This is a genomic window from Synechococcus sp. TAK9802 (assembly GCF_014279535.1).
Classification (GTDB): domain Bacteria; phylum Cyanobacteriota; class Cyanobacteriia; order PCC-6307; family Cyanobiaceae; genus Parasynechococcus.
The window spans coordinates 172,874-189,886 of record NZ_CP047937.1; the positions used below are offsets into that span (position 1 = coordinate 172,874).

General features: G+C 52.1%; 20 protein-coding genes. 11 read left to right on the plus strand and 9 right to left on the minus strand.

Annotated features, from left to right (window positions below; genetic code table 11):
- Window positions 1-80 precede the first annotated feature (80 nt).
- Window positions 81-803: a hypothetical protein gene (locus SynTAK9802_RS00880; protein ID WP_186496834.1), complete on the plus strand. Its 723-nt coding sequence runs from the start codon at window positions 81-83 to the stop codon at window positions 801-803.
- A gap of 21 nt (window positions 804-824) precedes the next feature.
- Here the strand turns inward: SynTAK9802_RS00880 and SynTAK9802_RS00885 are convergent, their stop codons facing one another.
- Window positions 825-1,838 (minus strand): glycosyltransferase, encoded by a 1,014-nt coding sequence (locus SynTAK9802_RS00885; RefSeq protein ID WP_186496836.1) that lies wholly within the window; start codon window positions 1,836-1,838, stop codon window positions 825-827.
- Between the two features lie 105 nt (window positions 1,839-1,943).
- Here SynTAK9802_RS00885 and SynTAK9802_RS00890 point away from each other — a divergent pair, with 105 nt between their 5' ends.
- The 4 genes from SynTAK9802_RS00890 (at window position 1,944) to SynTAK9802_RS00905 (ending at window position 6,022) form a co-directional block, all read left to right on the plus strand.
- A complete protein-coding gene (locus SynTAK9802_RS00890; protein ID WP_186496838.1) occupies window positions 1,944-2,762 on the plus strand; it encodes a hypothetical protein in 819 nt (272 codons plus the stop codon).
- The gene (locus SynTAK9802_RS00895) at window positions 2,763-3,875 is read left to right on the plus strand and encodes a glycosyltransferase (RefSeq protein WP_186496839.1); all 1,113 of its coding nucleotides are present in this window, start codon (window positions 2,763-2,765) and stop codon (window positions 3,873-3,875) included.
- 366 nt (window positions 3,876-4,241) lie between these two features.
- Window positions 4,242-4,718, plus strand: coding sequence for a hypothetical protein (locus tag SynTAK9802_RS00900; protein ID WP_186496840.1), 477 nt, complete (start codon window positions 4,242-4,244; stop codon window positions 4,716-4,718).
- Between the two features lie 695 nt (window positions 4,719-5,413).
- Window positions 5,414-6,022 carry a hypothetical protein gene (locus SynTAK9802_RS00905; RefSeq protein ID WP_186496841.1) on the plus strand — a complete coding sequence of 203 codons (609 nt, stop codon included), beginning with the start codon at window positions 5,414-5,416 and terminating at the stop codon, window positions 6,020-6,022.
- A 1,187-nt stretch (window positions 6,023-7,209) separates the two neighbouring features.
- Here SynTAK9802_RS00905 and SynTAK9802_RS00910 read toward each other — a convergent pair.
- The 6 genes from SynTAK9802_RS00910 to SynTAK9802_RS00935 form a co-directional block, all read right to left on the minus strand.
- The gene (locus SynTAK9802_RS00910; RefSeq protein WP_011363231.1) at window positions 7,210-7,410 is read right to left on the minus strand and encodes a photosystem II reaction center protein J; all 201 of its coding nucleotides are present in this window, start codon (window positions 7,408-7,410) and stop codon (window positions 7,210-7,212) included.
- Between the two features lie 10 nt (window positions 7,411-7,420).
- Entirely contained in the window at window positions 7,421-7,540 is a 120-nt protein-coding gene (locus tag SynTAK9802_RS00915) for a photosystem II reaction center protein L (RefSeq protein ID WP_006852026.1), read from the minus strand.
- A gap of 8 nt (window positions 7,541-7,548) precedes the next feature.
- Window positions 7,549-7,689: a cytochrome b559 subunit beta gene (psbF, locus tag SynTAK9802_RS00920; RefSeq protein ID WP_006851435.1), complete on the minus strand. Its 141-nt coding sequence runs from the start codon at window positions 7,687-7,689 to the stop codon at window positions 7,549-7,551.
- A 3-nt stretch (window positions 7,690-7,692) separates the two neighbouring features.
- A complete protein-coding gene (gene psbE, locus SynTAK9802_RS00925) occupies window positions 7,693-7,941 on the minus strand; it encodes a cytochrome b559 subunit alpha (protein WP_006850675.1) in 249 nt (82 codons plus the stop codon).
- A gap of 71 nt (window positions 7,942-8,012) precedes the next feature.
- A complete protein-coding gene (locus tag SynTAK9802_RS00930; RefSeq protein ID WP_186496842.1) occupies window positions 8,013-9,014 on the minus strand; it encodes a photosynthesis system II assembly factor Ycf48 in 1,002 nt (333 codons plus the stop codon).
- Window positions 9,015-9,023: 9 nt separating this feature from the next.
- A complete protein-coding gene (locus SynTAK9802_RS00935) occupies window positions 9,024-9,422 on the minus strand; it encodes a rubredoxin (RefSeq protein WP_186496843.1) in 399 nt (132 codons plus the stop codon).
- A gap of 83 nt (window positions 9,423-9,505) precedes the next feature.
- On the opposite strand from SynTAK9802_RS00935, the gene SynTAK9802_RS00940 reads away from it, so the two are divergent.
- From SynTAK9802_RS00940 to SynTAK9802_RS00950, 3 genes are read left to right on the plus strand one after another with little or no spacing between them, the layout of a single operon-like run.
- On the plus strand, window positions 9,506-9,868 hold the full coding sequence (locus SynTAK9802_RS00940; RefSeq protein ID WP_038551549.1) for an NAD(P)H-quinone oxidoreductase subunit 3: 363 nt from the start codon (window positions 9,506-9,508) through the stop codon (window positions 9,866-9,868).
- Window positions 9,869-9,870: 2 nt separating this feature from the next.
- The gene (locus tag SynTAK9802_RS00945; protein WP_186496844.1) at window positions 9,871-10,611 is read left to right on the plus strand and encodes an NADH dehydrogenase subunit K; all 741 of its coding nucleotides are present in this window, start codon (window positions 9,871-9,873) and stop codon (window positions 10,609-10,611) included.
- Window positions 10,608-11,174 (plus strand): NAD(P)H-quinone oxidoreductase subunit J, encoded by a 567-nt coding sequence (locus tag SynTAK9802_RS00950; RefSeq protein WP_186496845.1) that lies wholly within the window; start codon window positions 10,608-10,610, stop codon window positions 11,172-11,174. The genes SynTAK9802_RS00945 and SynTAK9802_RS00950 overlap by 4 nt, the downstream gene beginning before the upstream one ends.
- Here SynTAK9802_RS00950 and yvcK read toward each other — a convergent pair.
- Window positions 11,168-12,523: a gluconeogenesis factor YvcK family protein gene (yvcK, locus tag SynTAK9802_RS00955; protein ID WP_186497921.1), complete on the minus strand. Its 1,356-nt coding sequence runs from the start codon at window positions 12,521-12,523 to the stop codon at window positions 11,168-11,170. The two genes, SynTAK9802_RS00950 and yvcK, sit on opposite strands and share 7 nt — an antisense overlap.
- A gap of 148 nt (window positions 12,524-12,671) precedes the next feature.
- Here yvcK and SynTAK9802_RS00960 point away from each other — a divergent pair, with 148 nt between their 5' ends.
- Window positions 12,672-13,430, plus strand: coding sequence for an ATP-binding cassette domain-containing protein (locus SynTAK9802_RS00960; RefSeq protein ID WP_186497923.1), 759 nt, complete (start codon window positions 12,672-12,674; stop codon window positions 13,428-13,430).
- Between the two features lie 5 nt (window positions 13,431-13,435).
- Window positions 13,436-14,296, plus strand: a complete 861-nt coding sequence (locus tag SynTAK9802_RS00965) for an MlaD family protein (protein ID WP_186496846.1) — start codon at window positions 13,436-13,438, stop codon at window positions 14,294-14,296.
- Window positions 14,297-14,345: 49 nt separating this feature from the next.
- Here the strand turns inward: SynTAK9802_RS00965 and bchD are convergent, their stop codons facing one another.
- The gene (gene bchD, locus SynTAK9802_RS00970; protein ID WP_186496848.1) at window positions 14,346-16,466 is read right to left on the minus strand and encodes a magnesium chelatase ATPase subunit D; all 2,121 of its coding nucleotides are present in this window, start codon (window positions 16,464-16,466) and stop codon (window positions 14,346-14,348) included.
- Between the two features lie 38 nt (window positions 16,467-16,504).
- Between bchD and folK the strand changes: the two genes are divergently transcribed.
- On the plus strand, window positions 16,505-16,996 hold the full coding sequence (folK, locus tag SynTAK9802_RS00975; RefSeq protein WP_186496850.1) for a 2-amino-4-hydroxy-6-hydroxymethyldihydropteridine diphosphokinase: 492 nt from the start codon (window positions 16,505-16,507) through the stop codon (window positions 16,994-16,996).
- Window positions 16,997-17,013 lie beyond the last annotated feature (17 nt).

Genomic DNA, 17,013 nt, shown 5'->3' on the forward strand with positions numbered 1-17,013 from the left:
ATTTTAAGTATTTGTGGCGTGACTCTAGTTCATTTGACCCTAGACTCTTCCTTTATTTGAACAACCGTATATCTTCGAATATGAACTACACTTCTTTAAAAAATTTATTTAAGAATAAATCTTGCTATTGCATCGGTACCGGTCCATCGCTTGATCTAATTGATACCTCTCTGATTAAGGATTCCATTGTTTTGCTTTTGAATTCTGCTTATCATCTATACAATTCTTTGGATTCGTCCAACATAGTATTTTGGTTTTCAATTGATAGTGGCTTCATTAGTAGAAATATAACTTTAATTCCTTCTTCTCTACCTGCAATTTTAATCCCAAATGGCTTTAGGTACTATGGTACCTATAAGAACCTGACCCGTCCCACAGACATTATTTTTTTTCCTACCCTTTCTTTACGTCGTGGTCACCGATTTGGATTTCCAAACCTACGCCCAAAACTTGTTTCTTTAGTTGACGTCAATAATGGTAACTATTTTAAATCTTTTCGCACTCCGATTTTTCCTCATACTGTCATGTTAAACGCAATAGCTCTGGCTTCAAAATTTCAATCATCTTCCATCATTGCTATAGGTTTTGATTGTCCATCTGCTAAGGCTGAAAAGAACTACACATACTCCTCATTGATTAATTCATTCATAAATTCTAACAATAGAGGATTTAATACAGACCAGATCGAATCTTACTTGCAAGCTCTTAATTCTTATTCAGAGTCAATTGGTTCCAAAATTTTTAACTGGTCTCCCCTTAGTACTCTAAAATCTATTCACAAAGTTCAAACCATTGATTGGTGACCCATTTTATTTATAACCATTCTACTTCCTGGAATCAACCAAGATATAATTAATAATGTCCTCCATTTTCATGCAGTCTCTATTTATTATATCGATAATCTCTTTTGGAGACGTTCGATTTCCATATATGGCATTTTCGAGCTGTTTATATATGTTTAGCCAAGGATCGTATTTATGGAACCCATCGTATTTATATAGGTAGTCATAGCAATCTGTTTTCGAAGCTATTAGGGCATTACCTATATATACTGCTTGTTCTAGGCCAGAGAGGCCCAAGCTTTCCCTAAATCTATCGCTGGGTGTTATCCCTATATCAAATTCAGCGTATATTCTTTTAGACATCTGCGCACTACCCATGTAATAGATGTTAGACGAGTCTCCGATTTTTGATTTCAAAATATTTAAGTCTGTTGGGTTTCCGCTACCTAGTATTATCAACAAATAGTAATTATTACTTGCGTTTTTTTCTGTTTTTAGCTTTTCGACTAGCCTAAATATACCTTTATCTTCCCGTATCCTGCCGCAATACAATAAAAGTCTTGTATTCTTATCGTTGCTAGCCCGTAATAATGAAGTTACTCTTTTTATCCGTTCATCATCTTTGCCACTTGTGGGCATCTGGGAGATACTACTTACATTAGATATAAAAGACTTTTTAGGAATTGTTTTCAGATTATAACTTTTTTTGCAAGTATGGCTTGAGTAAATTGTTACATTTGAATTCATGACAAGCTTGCTATATATAAACTTTATTACTTTGCTAGAAGGTGCAACCATGTGCTCGTGATTTATCCAATATGTGCTTGAATCATGCATTCCCATTAACCTTAATAACCCAACGTATGCTGCTGTATAACGAGTTGTTGTATGTATGATTAGATCTTTTTCACCTATTTTGCGCAAAACTTTTAAGTAGTAAAAGATAACGTTTAATAGCTTGGCCTTGCTTTTAGATGCGTGGTAATTAATCGCAAGTTTTTCAACCCTCTTTCTCATCTCACTATTCCAGGTTGTATCGTATAAATTAACTGTCAAATTTGACCCTTTTGATAACAGTTTCTCGATCCAAATAATGCTTATGATTTGACCTCCTCCCAGGCTAGACCTGCTAGAGTCTTCTAGTATTAGGTAGCTTCTTTTGTGAGCATCGCTATTATTACGATTCATAAAGGTAGTCCTGTTGAACTCTGTAAAACCCTTAATTCATCATACCCCCTTTTAACACTACCTGACGTTTGTGGTCATATTGTTTATGATTCATCTGAATATATTGCAGATTTATCATTATATTGTTCGCCTAAAATTAAGTACATTCATGCCTACCCTGGTAATGGCATAGTTAGTGCTTTGAATTGCAGTTTTTTAGCGGTTCGTGAGTTTTTTCCCGATTCAACTCACCATATATTTATCCATTCTGGAGACGTGTTTGACCCATGTTTTACATCTGACGCAATTGAGAGAGGATGTATTATTACTTCTGCAGAAGTTCGCGATCTTAATTTCTACGGATATACCAATGTCTACAAAGATAGATGTGAAAAATTGCTACCTATGTTTTCAAAAATTTATCAAGGGATGACGGTTTCTCATGTTGGTACAATTATTTCAAATTCTCTTTTCGAAGCTTATGGATTATACCAATATCAATATAAATTTGCCATGGATTACCATTTCTTTCTATGGTGTAGGTTAAGTCATGCATCTTTTAGTAGTAATAAGCTTTCATCTACTTGTATAGATATGGGTGGTATTTCTTCTATTCATCCATACAGAGCACTATGGGACACAACCAAGGCCAGGTTTATATTATTTTCTAAACTAAGGCGTGAATATGTGCACCCCTCTTTTTATTCTCTGCTTGCTTATATAAAAAGATTTGTTTTTGATGCTTTCTCTCTTTTTCTCCCAAGTGGTCTCATCTTGAATTTGCGTTTTTTTAATAAAAGGTTGATTAAGTAAGTGATTCCTCATCGCTCTGGTTTACAGATATTAAGTCATTGCCCACCAGGTTTTGGTGGTGTTGAGAGAGTGGCTCACTCTATTAGTTGTTCAAATGGTTACGCAGTCTGTTTTTTTCAGCCTGTTCCAAGAAATACTCCAACAACACCATATAAAAAAATACATATCAAATCCATTAAGCTGTTCCGATATTATTTTCCTTTTGACATTATTCAATTTATTAATGTCTGTTCTGGCTATAAGCATATACATATTCACCTGCCATCTCCAGGAGCATTACTTGCTTGCCTTCTGATTTTCTTACTGAAGCCTATATTTGGTTTGAATGTATCGTTACATTGGCATGCCTTTCTTGGTCCTAAGCAAAAATCTTTATTCTCACGCTTCTTCGTAAACCTCACGAATTTATTTTTTACTTGTTTTGCTCGTCTGTCTTCATTCGTTGTAACCACAAGCCCGACCTTGAAGTCTGAGCTCGTTTTTTCAGGTATTTCTGAGTCTAAACTGTTTATTCTTCCTTGTAATATTGATGAGAATTATGAGAAGCAGCTGGTTTCTTCCTACCATTTAAGAGAGAAATTTTCAGTCAGTACTTCCGTTTTGCATGTTGTCTTTGTTGGACGCCTAGAAAGTTATAAAAGATTGGACTGGGTTGTTGATTCTCTTAAAAACTCCAATATTTCCTGGAAATTGCATGTAATAGGTGCTGGCGCTCTATATTCCCACTACTCAAGTCTTTATGCAGACGAACCTGTGGTTTTTTATGGATTACTAACAGATTCAGCAAAGTATAAAATAATGTCTTGTTGCCATTGTTTGGTTCTTCTTTCCGATTCGTGCAATGAAGCCTTTGGGATTGTTCAGTTAGAGGCTATGGCTCTTGCTATTCCTTCAATATCACTCAATATCCCACGTTCGGGTATGTATTGGGTTTCAAAGACTCATTCTATGGAATGGTCTGGTAACTTGAATGATTTGCCTTTTCTTTTTAATCAGCTTTATAAAGATCCAGAACTATTAAAATTTTTATACGCTGAATCACGACTTCGCTATATAAATACTTTTTCTTATAGAAATTGGATTTATAGCTTTAATCATCTCCCTTTTTCTTGATTCATGTTTTCTATTAAACCCCTTTTGATTGTAACCGGTTCTCATAATATAGGGACTTCTATTGCTGGTTCGTTGCTGGCTAAACTTTTTCGGCTGAAATATATATGAACCCTCTAATCTTTTTTTAACAAGCATCTTTTTACTCCTACTTGGTATTCTTCTTCCTTTTGTATTGATTATAATCTCAATATCATTCCAACTTGGCGCCCTTCCTCTGAGCCAGATCTTTCTCCTAAGTTCCCATTTCGAGATATTCTTTCTAGTAAAGTAAAGATCTTTGGGCATTACTTGCGAAATATTAGATCTTCCGAACCCTGTGTCGTAAAGGATCCTTTTCTATTACCAGCTCTGTCAAATCTCGTCGACATGGAGTGTAATTCCCTCATTATCTTTACACATAAAAATCCTTTGTCTCTCGGCCTAAGCTTTATGTTTAGAAGGCAGCAAGAGTCAATCTTTGAGCTTTTAAGCCCAACCCAGCATCCTAATTATTTTGACTATTTTAAATCTTTAGATTGGGATCTTGATCCTTACCCAATATACCTCAGAAATGCTATTCATTTGTCTTTGGCCTCTTTATATTATTCTTCGTTTTACTCATCAATTGGTCTTTCGGTCTTCGATATTCATGATTTTTCTTTTATTGCTGATTTAACTGAATCTCTGGGTTTAATCAGTGATTCTTTTGGTTTAGCCCTCCCATCACCATCATATAGACAGAGGATCTTTAGTTCTTTTACAAGTGCTCGAAGTTTGAAAGATTTGAGTCAATTTTACACTGCTGACATTATTAATTCTGTTTCTGCCAAGTTTTCGGCAATTCGAGGCCAGCTTTATTCCTAAAACTATGAGATTTCGTCTTTTTCCTTTTTTTAGATACCTTTTCCCTTTTGTTTTTATTGCATTAATCTCAATGTCAGACGTAAAAATTTCTTTTTTAAAGCTAGGTCCGCTTTTCTCTCTTTTGTCCTGTTTTTATTTGTTTAAATCGCCTTCTTTCTCTTTACCTCTTAACTTCAAGCTTTCCTTTTCTTCCCTTGTAGTTTTTCCAGTTCTCGGTTCATTTTTTTGTATTCTGATTCTCAAGCCTCGCTTTATATCTTCTTCAATTATTTTAATTCAACCATTTGCGCTTTGGTGTTCCTGAAGCTTCTGCAACGTATCCCATTTCGTTTGTGGTCATATTTTGTCCTATACATACTCACGTTTCTTTCAATTATTGGTATTGTTCAAGTTTTGTTGAGTGGTCCCCGGCCTCCCATCATTTTTTATGAAACAAGTTATACCTCATATTGGCTTCCTTTTCTCTTCTCCCTCTTTCTGTGTCCAGTTTTGCAATCTCCTGAAAGATTTTTCTTTCGATCACGCTCAGGGACGCTTGTTTTTGTTTCACCCTTGCTTCCGGCTTATTGTCTCTATTGACTCAGTCTGTTGTTTTCTTTCTTGCTTTTTTGTACATTATATTATTTGTCTTCTTCTTTTCGCTCCGATCTTTCCTCTTTAAATTATTCTCTTTAAGGCTACTGATTTCTAAGAGATTGCTTCTGTTTGTCACACTGTTATTTGTCTCTTCTCAGTTCCTTCTTCCAGTTGCTGCTAGGTTGAATCGTTTTCTTTCTGGATTTTATGCTGCTTTTGGTCCAACTTTTCTTTCTGATCTGGCTCTCTTTGTTCAAGCTCAATCTGGCGCAAGAAGTATGCAGTTTTTTGCTTCTTATTCTTCGTTCCTTGACTTGTCTCCCTTTCAATTTTTATTAGGGGGTGGTGTGTCCCTCGACTCAAGACCTTTGGGTGGTCTTTTGAATAACTTGTCGCAAAGCTCATTGCCTTTTGATTATAAATATTTATGGATTTACAAGTTTTATTTGTTTACTGCTGTTCCAGGGCTTGGTGTTTTCGTTCATTTAAATCAAGTTGGGTTTATTTCGCTTGTCGCTTGGTCTTTTTTGGTGTTTGTATACGTATTCAAGTATAGGATCATGCCTCTTTATTTCTTGTCTGGTTGGTTGATTATCATGGTCCTATTTTTGTCGTCTAACCTTACCTACGCATTCCTTTATTTGCAGATTTTTGTGCTTGGCGAGGCTTATTTGTCTGTGTCACAACGTCGTAATAACCGTCTTGTTTATGCTGCCTCTCCTTCTTGATGGCATGTTGTTTTTTTGGGATTGTCTTGGCTTTGGTTTGTTCAATAGCGCACAAGTTAATTGGTTGCTTCTCGTTTTCTGAACTACCTTTTTTGTCATAGATGCGCTTATGTCTTGCCAGCTCTGGTTTGTCTTATGTGACTTATTTCGTGATTTTAGATCGTTTAATTCTGCTTCGTTGTGATTTTTTTGGTGAATGGATCTCCTTCTTTGGCTGCACTGTAGTGGATAGCTTTTTGCTGCCTGGTGAGGTCTGCCTGCAGCTACTTATGCGTTTACGGACCTTTAGGGCCGTCTTTGGGTGTTGGATCCCCTGTATTTCCTTACGCAACAGTTCGATAGCTTGCCGGAAGGCGCTCCCACCGTCCATCTCGGTCATCTACAAAGTACAGACGCCATCAGCCTGCCCATATGTTCATGTAGGCAATCTATGTGGCTTTGGCCAGCCCCCGAGCTGGTGCCCGCGGATGTTTAGGTCTGGATACTGCTGCATCAATAGCGGGCTCCAAGCATGTAATGTCTCGGCATTTCTGCAGTTATGGGTGTGGTGTGTCCGCCTTTGGAAGCATCTTTGATCTGATCTTGGTAGACGCTGGTGCTAGTGGAGGTTAGTTCGAGGATCTGTAGCAATGTCTGCTGTGGTACTCACATGGGCCACCTGCTCCCAGAGATCTCGCGGTTCCCAGTGCACCGTGTGCAGCCCCGCATCTTGGTTGATCACGTGGCACCAACGGCTTCTGCCGCATTTGTCGCAGAACAGCTCCTCTAGCCATTCGTTGCTCAGCACCAGCACCGGGTATGCGTTGATTATTAGCTACACCTTCTTGGCAGAAATACCGCGCTGCTGAAGCTGCCCCGGCTGCAACAGATGCAGAAAATATTTCCTGTCATTGCCTCCAATGCGTTCACCAGGGTGGGCCGGGCAGAACAGGGCACGGCGTATGGGCCGGCTTCGCTGGTTGCGGCGCCTTTGAGTCCACTCGGCTTCAGTACGAGGCGGAAGCATCCGTTTCTAGCTGACCTAGGTCCTCTATGGCACCGGTTGAACGGATCTCGCTTGAGCGCACACGGTTCCGATTTATGCACGATTCGAGTCGGCAAGAGGACAATGAATAGCCGTGTGCCAAGCAAATAAAAGCCCCTGGCCGAAAGGCCGGGGGCTTTTGCGAGGAACATGATTCCGGAAATTAGGCGGAACCAACACCGGTGTAGGAGCCATAGAAGAACAGGCCCACAACAAAGAGAACAGCCATTCCGCCTGCAGTGGCAACAAGCCATAAAGGAAGAACGCCTTCGGTCCAGCGGCTTCTCCAAGGCACAGCCGGTGTCCCATCCGGGTTGCGATCAGGAATTCGACCGTCGGGGTACGGGGATTTTTTTCCGCTCATCGAATAATCCTCAGTTGAAGAAGTAACTGGACATGAGTACGCCGGTCACGAAGACAAAGAGCAGACCCAGGTACAGGCTGGTGCGGTTGAGTTCAACTGGCAGGTTGTTGGGATTGGGATTGCGTTCCATGGGTTGGATCAGCGGCGGATGAACTGCATCGCGGCAAGGGCGCCAAGGAAAAACACCGTCGGGATGCCGAGGGTGTGCAACGCCAGCCAACGAACCGTGAAGATCGGATAGTTGCGTGGCGTTGTGGCGACAGGAGGAGCTTGGGTCATGACTTATTTCAGACGGATGTCGAGTTCAGATTTGCCCTCGTAGCGCTGGCTCACCACAGGAGCTTTACTTTCCGAAGCCTGAAAATAGGCGTCGGGACGAGGTGTTCCGAAGGCGTCGTAGGCCAGGCCGGTGGACACGAACAGGAAGCCTGCCAAAAAAATGGAAGGCAGTGTCACGGCGTGGATCACCCAGTAACGGATGCTCGTGATGATTTCGAAGAACGGGCGTTCTCCTGTTGAGCCGGCGGCCATGGCGTTGGGCGTGTCAGGACGATGATCTTAGGAGGTGGCTCAGGTGAGATGAGGCTGAGGCGTTGCCGCAGTTACACAGCGTTGCCCACCCAACGCAGCAGGTTGCCCCGCTCACCCAGCACAAAGGCGTGCTCTCCGTCGAACACCATGCGGGTGAAGTTGCTGGGTTGACGGTCCCCGACGGGGTCGTTCTCCCAGCTGTCGCCGCCGTCGCGGCTCACCAGCAGGGTGCCGTTGCCACCGCCGGCCCAGATGGCGCCGTCGTTATCCCAGGCCAGATCCATGTAGCCGTAGCCGTTGGTGATCGGGATGATGGCTTTGCTCCAGCTGTCGAAGTTGCCGGGCTCATCGTTGAGTCGAATTTGTGCGCCGCGGGCCACCATCCACAGGTTCCCGTCGGGTTGGAAGCCGATGCTTTGCAGCCGCTGGCTGCTAACGCGCTGGTGCACCTGCCAGACGGAATCACCCGGTTCCCATGTGGCGTAGAAGTTGCCAAGGCCACTCACGCTCACGTAGCTGCCATCCCTGCTGCGACGCAGATCCCGGACCGCACCTGCTGCATCGGTCACCTTGGCTTCCCAGCTGCTGCCGTCGTCATGGGTCTCGTAGACCGCGCCCACGTTGGTGGCGAGCTCTGCGGAATGGCTGCCCAACGCTGTGATCAGGTAGGGCTCGCCGGGCAATTTGGTGTCGAGGAACAGGCGGGTCCAGTTTTGGCCGCCGTCGTCGCTGTGCATCAGTAGCCCGGGTTGACCGGCGATCCAGCCTTCATCGCCATCGAAGTCGATGCTGATCAGACGGAAGTTCTCTTCATCGGGCAGATCAAGGCTGCGCTCATTCCAATGGGCACCCCCGTCGTTGGTTTCCCGGATCATCCGGTTGCTGCCCACCAGGTAGCCGTGGCGGCTGTCGGTGAAGGCCACATCCAGCGGGTTGGCCTGGGTGTCGAGATCCATGGCCTGCCAAGGACTCGTGCTGGCCGTGGGCACGTGGGTGGTGACGCAGCCGCTGAGGCTGACCCCCAGCACAAGCACCAGCAGAAGCTGGCTGACAGAGTTCAACAGGCGTTTCATCAGTTGGCCTCAGCGCAGGGAATAAAGGGACAGGAAAAAGGCGAAGCCGAGAGCAAGGCTGCCGAAGATCAGAACATTCTTCTGCCCGGGCGTCATCCGGTTCACCCCGAGGCCGAAATCGAGGTTCTCGTCGAAACCACTGGCCTTGGCACGCGGACCGATGTCGCGGAAGGCCGCCACTTTGCTGCGGCAGACGGGGCAGCGGAAAGCCAGCGCGTCGAGATCCTCGAAGGCTGTGCCGGGGTCAATCCCAACTTTCTTGACCCCTTCGTCGGGGTCATAGACGTAGCCGCAGCTGCGACATTCGAAACGGTGGGTCCGTGGGTCGCTCTCCGGAGCGGTTTCAACCGCTGGTTCCACCGCTTCGGTGGTATCGACCGGCTGGACGGACTGTTGTTCGTCGCTCACCGCTGTGTTGCTGGGCCAATCGACTCTATCGACGACAACTCCAGGCGGTGAATGCCAGACTGACCCGGTCTACGGGGACCTCCATGTTTGCCCTGCCCGGCTACGACGCCTTTCTGGGGTTTCTGCTGATTGCGGCTGCAGTGCCGGCCCTGGCGCTGATCACCAACAAGTTGGTGGCGCCGAAAAGCCGTGCTGGTGAGCGCCAACTCACCTATGAATCCGGCATGGAGCCCATTGGTGGGGCCTGGATTCAATTCAATATCCGCTACTACATGTTTGCGCTGGTCTTCGTCATCTTCGACGTCGAGACCGTGTTCCTTTATCCCTGGGCTGTGGCGTTCAACCGTCTCGGCTTGCTGGCCTTCATTGAGGCCCTGATTTTCATCGCCATCCTGCTGGTGGCTTTGGCCTACGCCTGGCGCAAAGGCGCCCTTGAGTGGAGCTAGTTATGTCTGAGAACACATCCCCCTCTATTGCTGCTGTTCGCGATCTGCGCGAAGCCAGCTGCGGTCCGATTGGTGCCCCAGCGGTCACCAACGATCTCAGCGAGAACGTCATCCTCACCAGTCTGGATGATCTGCACAACTGGGCTCGCTTGAGCAGCCTCTGGCCTCTTCTTTATGGAACGGCCTGCTGCTTCATTGAATTTGCAGCGCTGCTCGGGTCTCGCTTCGATTTCGACCGCTTCGGTCTGGTTCCCCGCAGTTCCCCTCGTCAGGCCGACCTTTTAATCGTGGCTGGCACCGTGACCATGAAAATGGCGCCCGCCCTGGTGCGGCTCTATGAGCAGATGCCCGAGCCGAAATACGTGATCGCCATGGGTGCCTGCACCATCACCGGTGGAATGTTCAGCGCTGATTCCACCACCGCAGTGCGCGGCGTCGACAAGTTAATTCCGGTGGATCTTTATCTGCCCGGCTGTCCGCCCCGCCCTGAAGCGATCTTTGATGCCGTGATCAAGTTGCGCAAGAAAGTTGGCGATGAGTCGCTGGCGGAGCGTCGCAAGCATCAGCAAACCCACCGCTACATGACGGTCTCCCACCAGATGAAGCGTGTTGAACCTGTGGTGACCGGTTCTTACCTTCGGGCCGAATCTCAGAAGGCTGCCCTGGCTGCGGCTCCGGCAGGGCAGACCCTGGCCACCGATGCCGCCGTGCTTACCCCTGCTGCTGAACCTGTCGAGTCATGAGCGAAACCCCTTCCAAGAAGACAGCCGCCTCGGATGAAGCTGGTGCTGTTGTTGCTCCCGAGCCTGGTCCGGTGAGCCAGTGGTTGAACAAGCAAGGCTTTGATCACAGCAGCCTTGAGCCTGATCATCTTGGTGTTGAGCAGATCGGCGTTGACGCTGCCGTTCTTCCCATGATTGCTGCGGCGCTCAAGAGCAACGGCTTTGACTATCTCCAGTGCCAAGGGGGCTACGACGAAGGCCCCGGTGAGCAACTGGTTTGCTTTTATCACCTGTTGGCGTTGGCGGAACAGGTGGAGGCCATGGCGGCCGATCCCTCAGCCAAGCTGCGGGAAGTGAGGATCAAGGTGTTCCTCGATCGTGAAGGCACCCCCTCGCTGCCATCGATCTATGGACTGTTCCGTGGCGCCGATTGGCAGGAGCGTGAAACCTTCGACATGTATGGGATCCAATTTGAGGGACACCCGCATCCCAAACGCTTGTTGATGCCGGAGGACTGGAAGGGATGGCCGCTGCGCAAGGACTACGTCCAGCCCGATTTCTATGAAATGCAGGACGCCTATTGATCGCGTTCGCGTCGATGGCTTCGGTAGAAGCGCATCACCGCAAGGGCAAGGCTGCGCGAGTCGTGGCGCAGTGTTGCAGTCGGCCGCACTCCCTGCAGTGGAGCCTGAGTCACGTCGTAGCCGTCTGAGCGGAGCCCTTCCGCATCGCAACGCACGGGATCAGCGCCGCGGCTTTGGTAATACCGCACCAGATCAGACTCGGGCAGATCGTCTTGGGCCAAGACGGCATTGAACAGTCTGGGCTCAATGCCGAGGGTGGCGAGCTGTGCCTCGATCGCGCGGATGTGACCGCGCACATCCAGGCCATCGGTCTCGCCGGGTTGCGTCATCAGGTTGCAGATGTAGAGCCTGGGGGCCTTGCTGCGTTTGATGGCGCCCACCAGTTCCGGTACCAGCAGATTGGGGAGCAGGGATGTGTAAAGGCTGCCCGGTCCGAGCACGATCAGGTCGGCATTGGCGATTGCTTCGAGGGCCCGGGGCAGGGCCGGTGGTCGTTCAGGACTGCAGCCCAGGCGAACAATGGGGCTGGGGGCGTGGCCGATGTTGCTTTCGCCTTCGATCCGTTGGCCGTTTTCAAGTTCGGCCCAGAGCTGCACATCCACGTTGGTGGCGGGCACCACCTGACCTTGCACGGCCAGCACACGACTTGATGCGGTGATGGCGGTTTCCAGATTGCCCGTGATCGCTGAGAGGGCAGAGAGAAACAGATTGCCGAAGCTGTGCCCTTCTAGGCCGCTCCCGGCTGCAAAGCGATATTGGAATAGGCGGGTGAGCAGTGGCTCTTCGGTGGACAGGGCGGCCAGGCAGTTGCGGATATCACCTGGGGGCAGCACCCCTAGTTCCCGCCGGAGCACTCCGCTGCTGCCGCCGTCATCAGCGACGGTGACGATCGCGGTGATGTTGCTGCTGTAGCGCTTCAGACCGCTCAGCAGGGTCGATAAACCCGTGCCGCCGCCGATGGCCACGATGTTGGGCCCCCGGTTCAAGCGGCTCTTGGCCCGCAGGGCATCCACCAGAACGGTGTCCTTGTCGGGAGCGAGAGCCTGTTGAATCGAGCCGAAGCTGCGGCTCTGCCCCCAGAGCAAAAGGCCACTGCCGATCAGCAGCACCAGGGGTCCGGTGATCTCGCGGGGCAGCACGGTTGTGAGGTTCCCCAGCAGCCAGCTAAGGGTTTCAAGGATCCAGTAGATCGGCTTCAGATCGGCCCAGACGGCGGCCCCTAGCAGTGCCGTCAAAAGGCCCAGGCCGGAGGTGAGCAGCCAGCGCTTCACCACTAAGCCAGGCTGCAGCCAGCGAACCGCCCGTTGGGAGCGGGTCATCAGATCCCGTCGCCGCTGATGGCGCATCATCCGGGCTTGGCGTTTGCTTGTCGGAGGCTTCAGCGCCAAGGAACGGCTTGATGAGCAAGTTCACCGAACTGTACGGAGCTTGTGGAAAGGCGGCAGGATGGCTGTGTTTTTGGCCCAGACCGTGCCGCAGTCTCAACCCGTCGTGGAGATGCGGGACCTCACGATGCAGTGGGGATCTCGGCCTGTTCTGGATCGGGTCAACTTGACCTTGCGTGCGGGGGAGCGCTTGGCCGTGGTGGGCCCATCCGGGGCAGGAAAGTCCACGGTACTGCGTCTTCTGGCTGGTTTGCAGCTGCCCACCAGTGGTGAGCTGCGCTTGTTCAACAAAGCCCAGACCTACCTGCGGCTGGACCAGACCGACCCGCCGGACGTGCGGCTGGTGTTTCAAAACCCCGCTCTGTTGGCATCGCTCACGGTTGAGGAGAACGTCGGCTTTCTCTTGCGCGAACGCACGCAGCTGTCGCGGCAGGAGATTCGTGACCGTGTGCATGCCTGCCTTGAGGCGGTGGGGCTCTATGACGTGGCCCACCTCTATGCCGGGGAATTGAGTGGTGGCATGCAGAAGCGGGTCAGCTTTGCCCGTGCCCTGATTGATGATCCTCAGCGGGGGAATCAGTCGATGCCCCTGTTGTTGTACGACGAGCCCACAGCAGGACTCGACCCCGTGGCGTGCACGCGGATCGAAGACTTGATTGTGAAAACCACCACCGTGGCGCAGGGCTGTTCAGTGGTGGTGAGCCATGTGCGCAGCACGATTGAACGCTCTGCGGAACGGGTGCTGATGCTCTACGACGGTCAGTTTCAGTGGGAAGGCTCGGTGGATGCGTTTCGCAGCACCGACAACCCCTATGTCATCCAGTTCAGGACGGGTAGCCTGCGCGGACCGATGCAACCGGCGGAGCACTGACCAACATGCGACGCAGTGTTCGTGATGCCATCGTCGGATTCACGGTGATTGGCGGCATCGTTGGATTTGCTTCAACCGCTCTTTGGCTCCGAGGGCTTCGTTTGGGGGCTGGCCACTGGTCTCTGACGGCCCGTTTCAACGACGCAGCAGGTTTGGCGGAGCGTTCTCCTGTCACTTACCGGGGCATCTTGGTGGGTTCGGTGCGTTCGATTGAGGTCACCCCTGAGGCGGTGGTGGTTGAGCTTGAGATCAACCAAGCTGATCTGCGTTTACCGCTGCCCGTCACGGCCACGGTGGGGGCGGGCTCGCTGCTGGGGGGTGACGCCCAGGTGGCCTTGGTCAGCAGCGGAACCCCGCTTCCGCCGGATGCACCCCTCCCTCAAGCGCCTGGCTGTCAGCCAACGCTCCAGCTCTGCAACGGTGGAACTGTGGTGGGACGAGAAGCTCCCAGCCTCTCCACCGTGACAGCAACCATGCAGGCGCTGCTGGCCCAGGTTCAGGACGAGCGGGTGATTCCCAATGTGGCGGCCTCGCTTGAGCAGATTGAGGCCTCCACCAAGGAATTCGAGGAGTTGACGGTGCAGCTGCAGGATGAACTGGCCAAGGCCGCGCCTGTGATTCGCAATCTGGAGTTAGCCACGGCACATCTGAACAACATTGCCGCGTCCCTCGATAATCCCCAGACCCTGAGCGACCTCAAGCAGACGGCCGCCAATGCCGCCCAGCTCACGGCCACGATCGATGCCGTGGGTGGCGATGTGGCTCAACTCACCAGTGATCCTGAGTTCATGAAGGGTGTTCGCAATCTCACCATCGGCTTGGGTGAATTGTTTGGCGAAATCTTTCCAGCACAAACCGCTCAATAGGCACGATATCGGGTCGATATTGGTGTGATTTCGACTCGATATCGTGCTTTTAGATGTTGGTGATGGCGTCCATTGCAACTGCTGCAATCGCCTGATCGCTGGCCTTGGGCAGCTGAACGTATTTGCCGCCTGCGGCTTCAGCCAGGTCTTTGCCCATGCCGCTGCCGATGAACTTCCGCTCGGTGTCGATCACCAGCAGCTTGATCCCAAGCATCCGGTAGCGGGCAGCGACGTCCAGCACCTCTTGCTTGAGATCGGGTTTCTCATCGCCCTCCAGTTCGGGTTGGCCTAGGGAGGTGCTCAGGGGTACGTTGCCGCGACCGTCGGTGATGGCCACCACAACCACCTGGCCGAGATCCCCTGTGGCCAGCGCATTGGCACCAACGCGGGCTGCTTGCGTGAGGCCATGGGCCAGGGGTGAACCGCCGCCGCAGGGCATCGATTCCAGGCGGCGGCGGGCCGCCGTAATCGAGCGGGTGGGCGGGAGCAGCACTTCGGCTTGATCCCCGCGGAAGGGGATCAGAGCCACTTCATCGCGGTTTTCGTAAGCCTCGGTGAGCAGCCGGATCACGGCGCCTTTGGCGCTTTGCATCCGGTTCAGGGCCATCGAGCCGCTGGCATCCACCAGGAACACCACCAGGGCACCGGCCTTGCGCTGCAGCAGCTTGGCCCGCAGATCTCCCTCTTCCACGATCACCGAGCGGCCCGGTTCCCGTTCGCGGCGAATCTTCTGGTACGGCGCCGCTGCCCGCAGGGTGGCGTCCACGGCGATCCGGCGCACCGGCCCTCGGGGCAGCATCGGTTTCACGTAGCGACCACGGCTGTCGCTCAGCACCACGGAGCGGCTGCCGCTGTTGCCGCTTTTCGCTTTGGCGGCATTGAACAGCAGCAGATCAGGGTCCACTTCGATCGCTTCGGGATCGAGCATGAACTCTTCGGGCACCGCCGGTGGAGCCTGATCCTCCTCGCCGTCACCCTCTTCGTCATCGCTGTTGTCGTCCTCGCTGTTGTCCTCCGGCGGTTCGTTGTCCTCGTCGTCGGACCCCTCCGGAGGTGGGGGCGGGTTGTCCTGCTGCTGATCGCCCTGGTCCTGGGGCTGCTCGGGGGGCGGCGGAGGCGGTTCCTGGTCCTGCGGTGGCGGTGGCTCCATCTGCTGGTCGGGCGGCGGCATCTGGGACGCCCGCGGAGCGATCACCAGGGCCACGGCCACCTGGAGGTCGTCAGCTTCCACCTGATCCCGTCCGCTGAGGGCGGCATGGGCCTTGGCCACCCGCACCGCGTAGAGCTCGGAGCGGTGCCCTTCGACGCCGCCGCGGATGGCTTCGGTGACGAGGTATTCGATTTGCTCGCCGCTGATCTGAACATCCGGGAGCCACTGGCGGGCCAGCAGCAGCTGTGTAGCCAGCGCATCGGTTTCCTCGCTCCATTTTTCAGCAAAGCTGCGGCTGCATTGGCCATGGCTGATCACTGCGTTGGTGATCTCCACCCGCTGCTCGGTGCTCACCAACTGGTTGGCGGAGAGCGCAATCGCGAAGCGATCCAGCAGGTGATCGCGAACGTTGCCCTCCTCCGGGTTGTAGGTGGCGATCAGCAGCGGCCGGCAGGGGTGGCTGAGGCTGAGACCTTCCCGCTCCACCCGATTTTCGCCGCTGCCGACGGCCGCCAGCATCAGGTTGACGATGCCGTCGTCGAGCAGATTGAGCTCGTCGACGTAGAGCACGCCGCGGTGGGCATCGGCGAGTAGCCCGGGCTGGAACACCGCACTGCCACTGGATAGGGAGGCTGCAACATCCACAGCGCCCACCAGGCGGTCTTCGGTGATGCCAAGGGGAATCTGCACGAAGGGGGCGGGAATCACCGTGGAGGGTGCTTCGCCTGTGATCCGCTCACGGGTGGCGTCGTCCCATTCATCCGAGTTCTGGGGATCGAGGTTGCGCCCCACACCCCCATCGGCCTCGAGGATGTCGATCGGGGGCAGCAGGGCATGCAGGCCCCGGGCCAAAACCGATTTGCCGGTGCCGCGTCCCCCCGCGATCACCACACCGCCCAACCCAGGGTCGACGGCCGCCAGCAGAAGGGCCAACTTCAACGTCCCATGGCCCGTGATCGCTGCCAGCGGAAAGGCACGGGTGGCCTGATCGTCCTTCACCGCTACTCCGGTTGCCACCATGGACGCGTTCAGCCCGTTCGTGCGCGCCAGTCTCGCTGATGCCCTCCATCGATGACGCTTCTGTTGCGGTGGCGCTGGGGGCGAACCAGCCCAGTGCGGCGGGATCGCCGCGCGAGACGTTGGTGGCGGTGCGGCCTTTGCTGGAGAAGCTGCTGAGGGCTTGGGCCGGTCAAAAGCTGGTTTACCGCTGGTCATCCCTGCACGACACCGCTCCGGTTGGTGGTCCTCCGGACCAGCCCCGTTACTGCAATGCCGTGATGTTGGTGGAGGGGCTGCAGGCCCCGCCGAGCGTGCCCGCCGCCCTGGAACTGTTGGATGCCTTACAGGGTTTGGAACAGCAGTTCGGCCGCAACCGATCGCAGGAACAGCGCTGGGGCCCGCGCAGCCTCGATCTGGATCTGCTGTTCTGGGGAGAACTGCGGCTGGATCATCCTGACCTGATGCTTCCCCACCGGCGGATGCACCTGCGCAGCTTTGTGCTGGCGCCGTTGCTGGAAGCGATGCAGGGCACTTACCCGCCATGCTGGTGAGCCTTCTCGCCTGATCC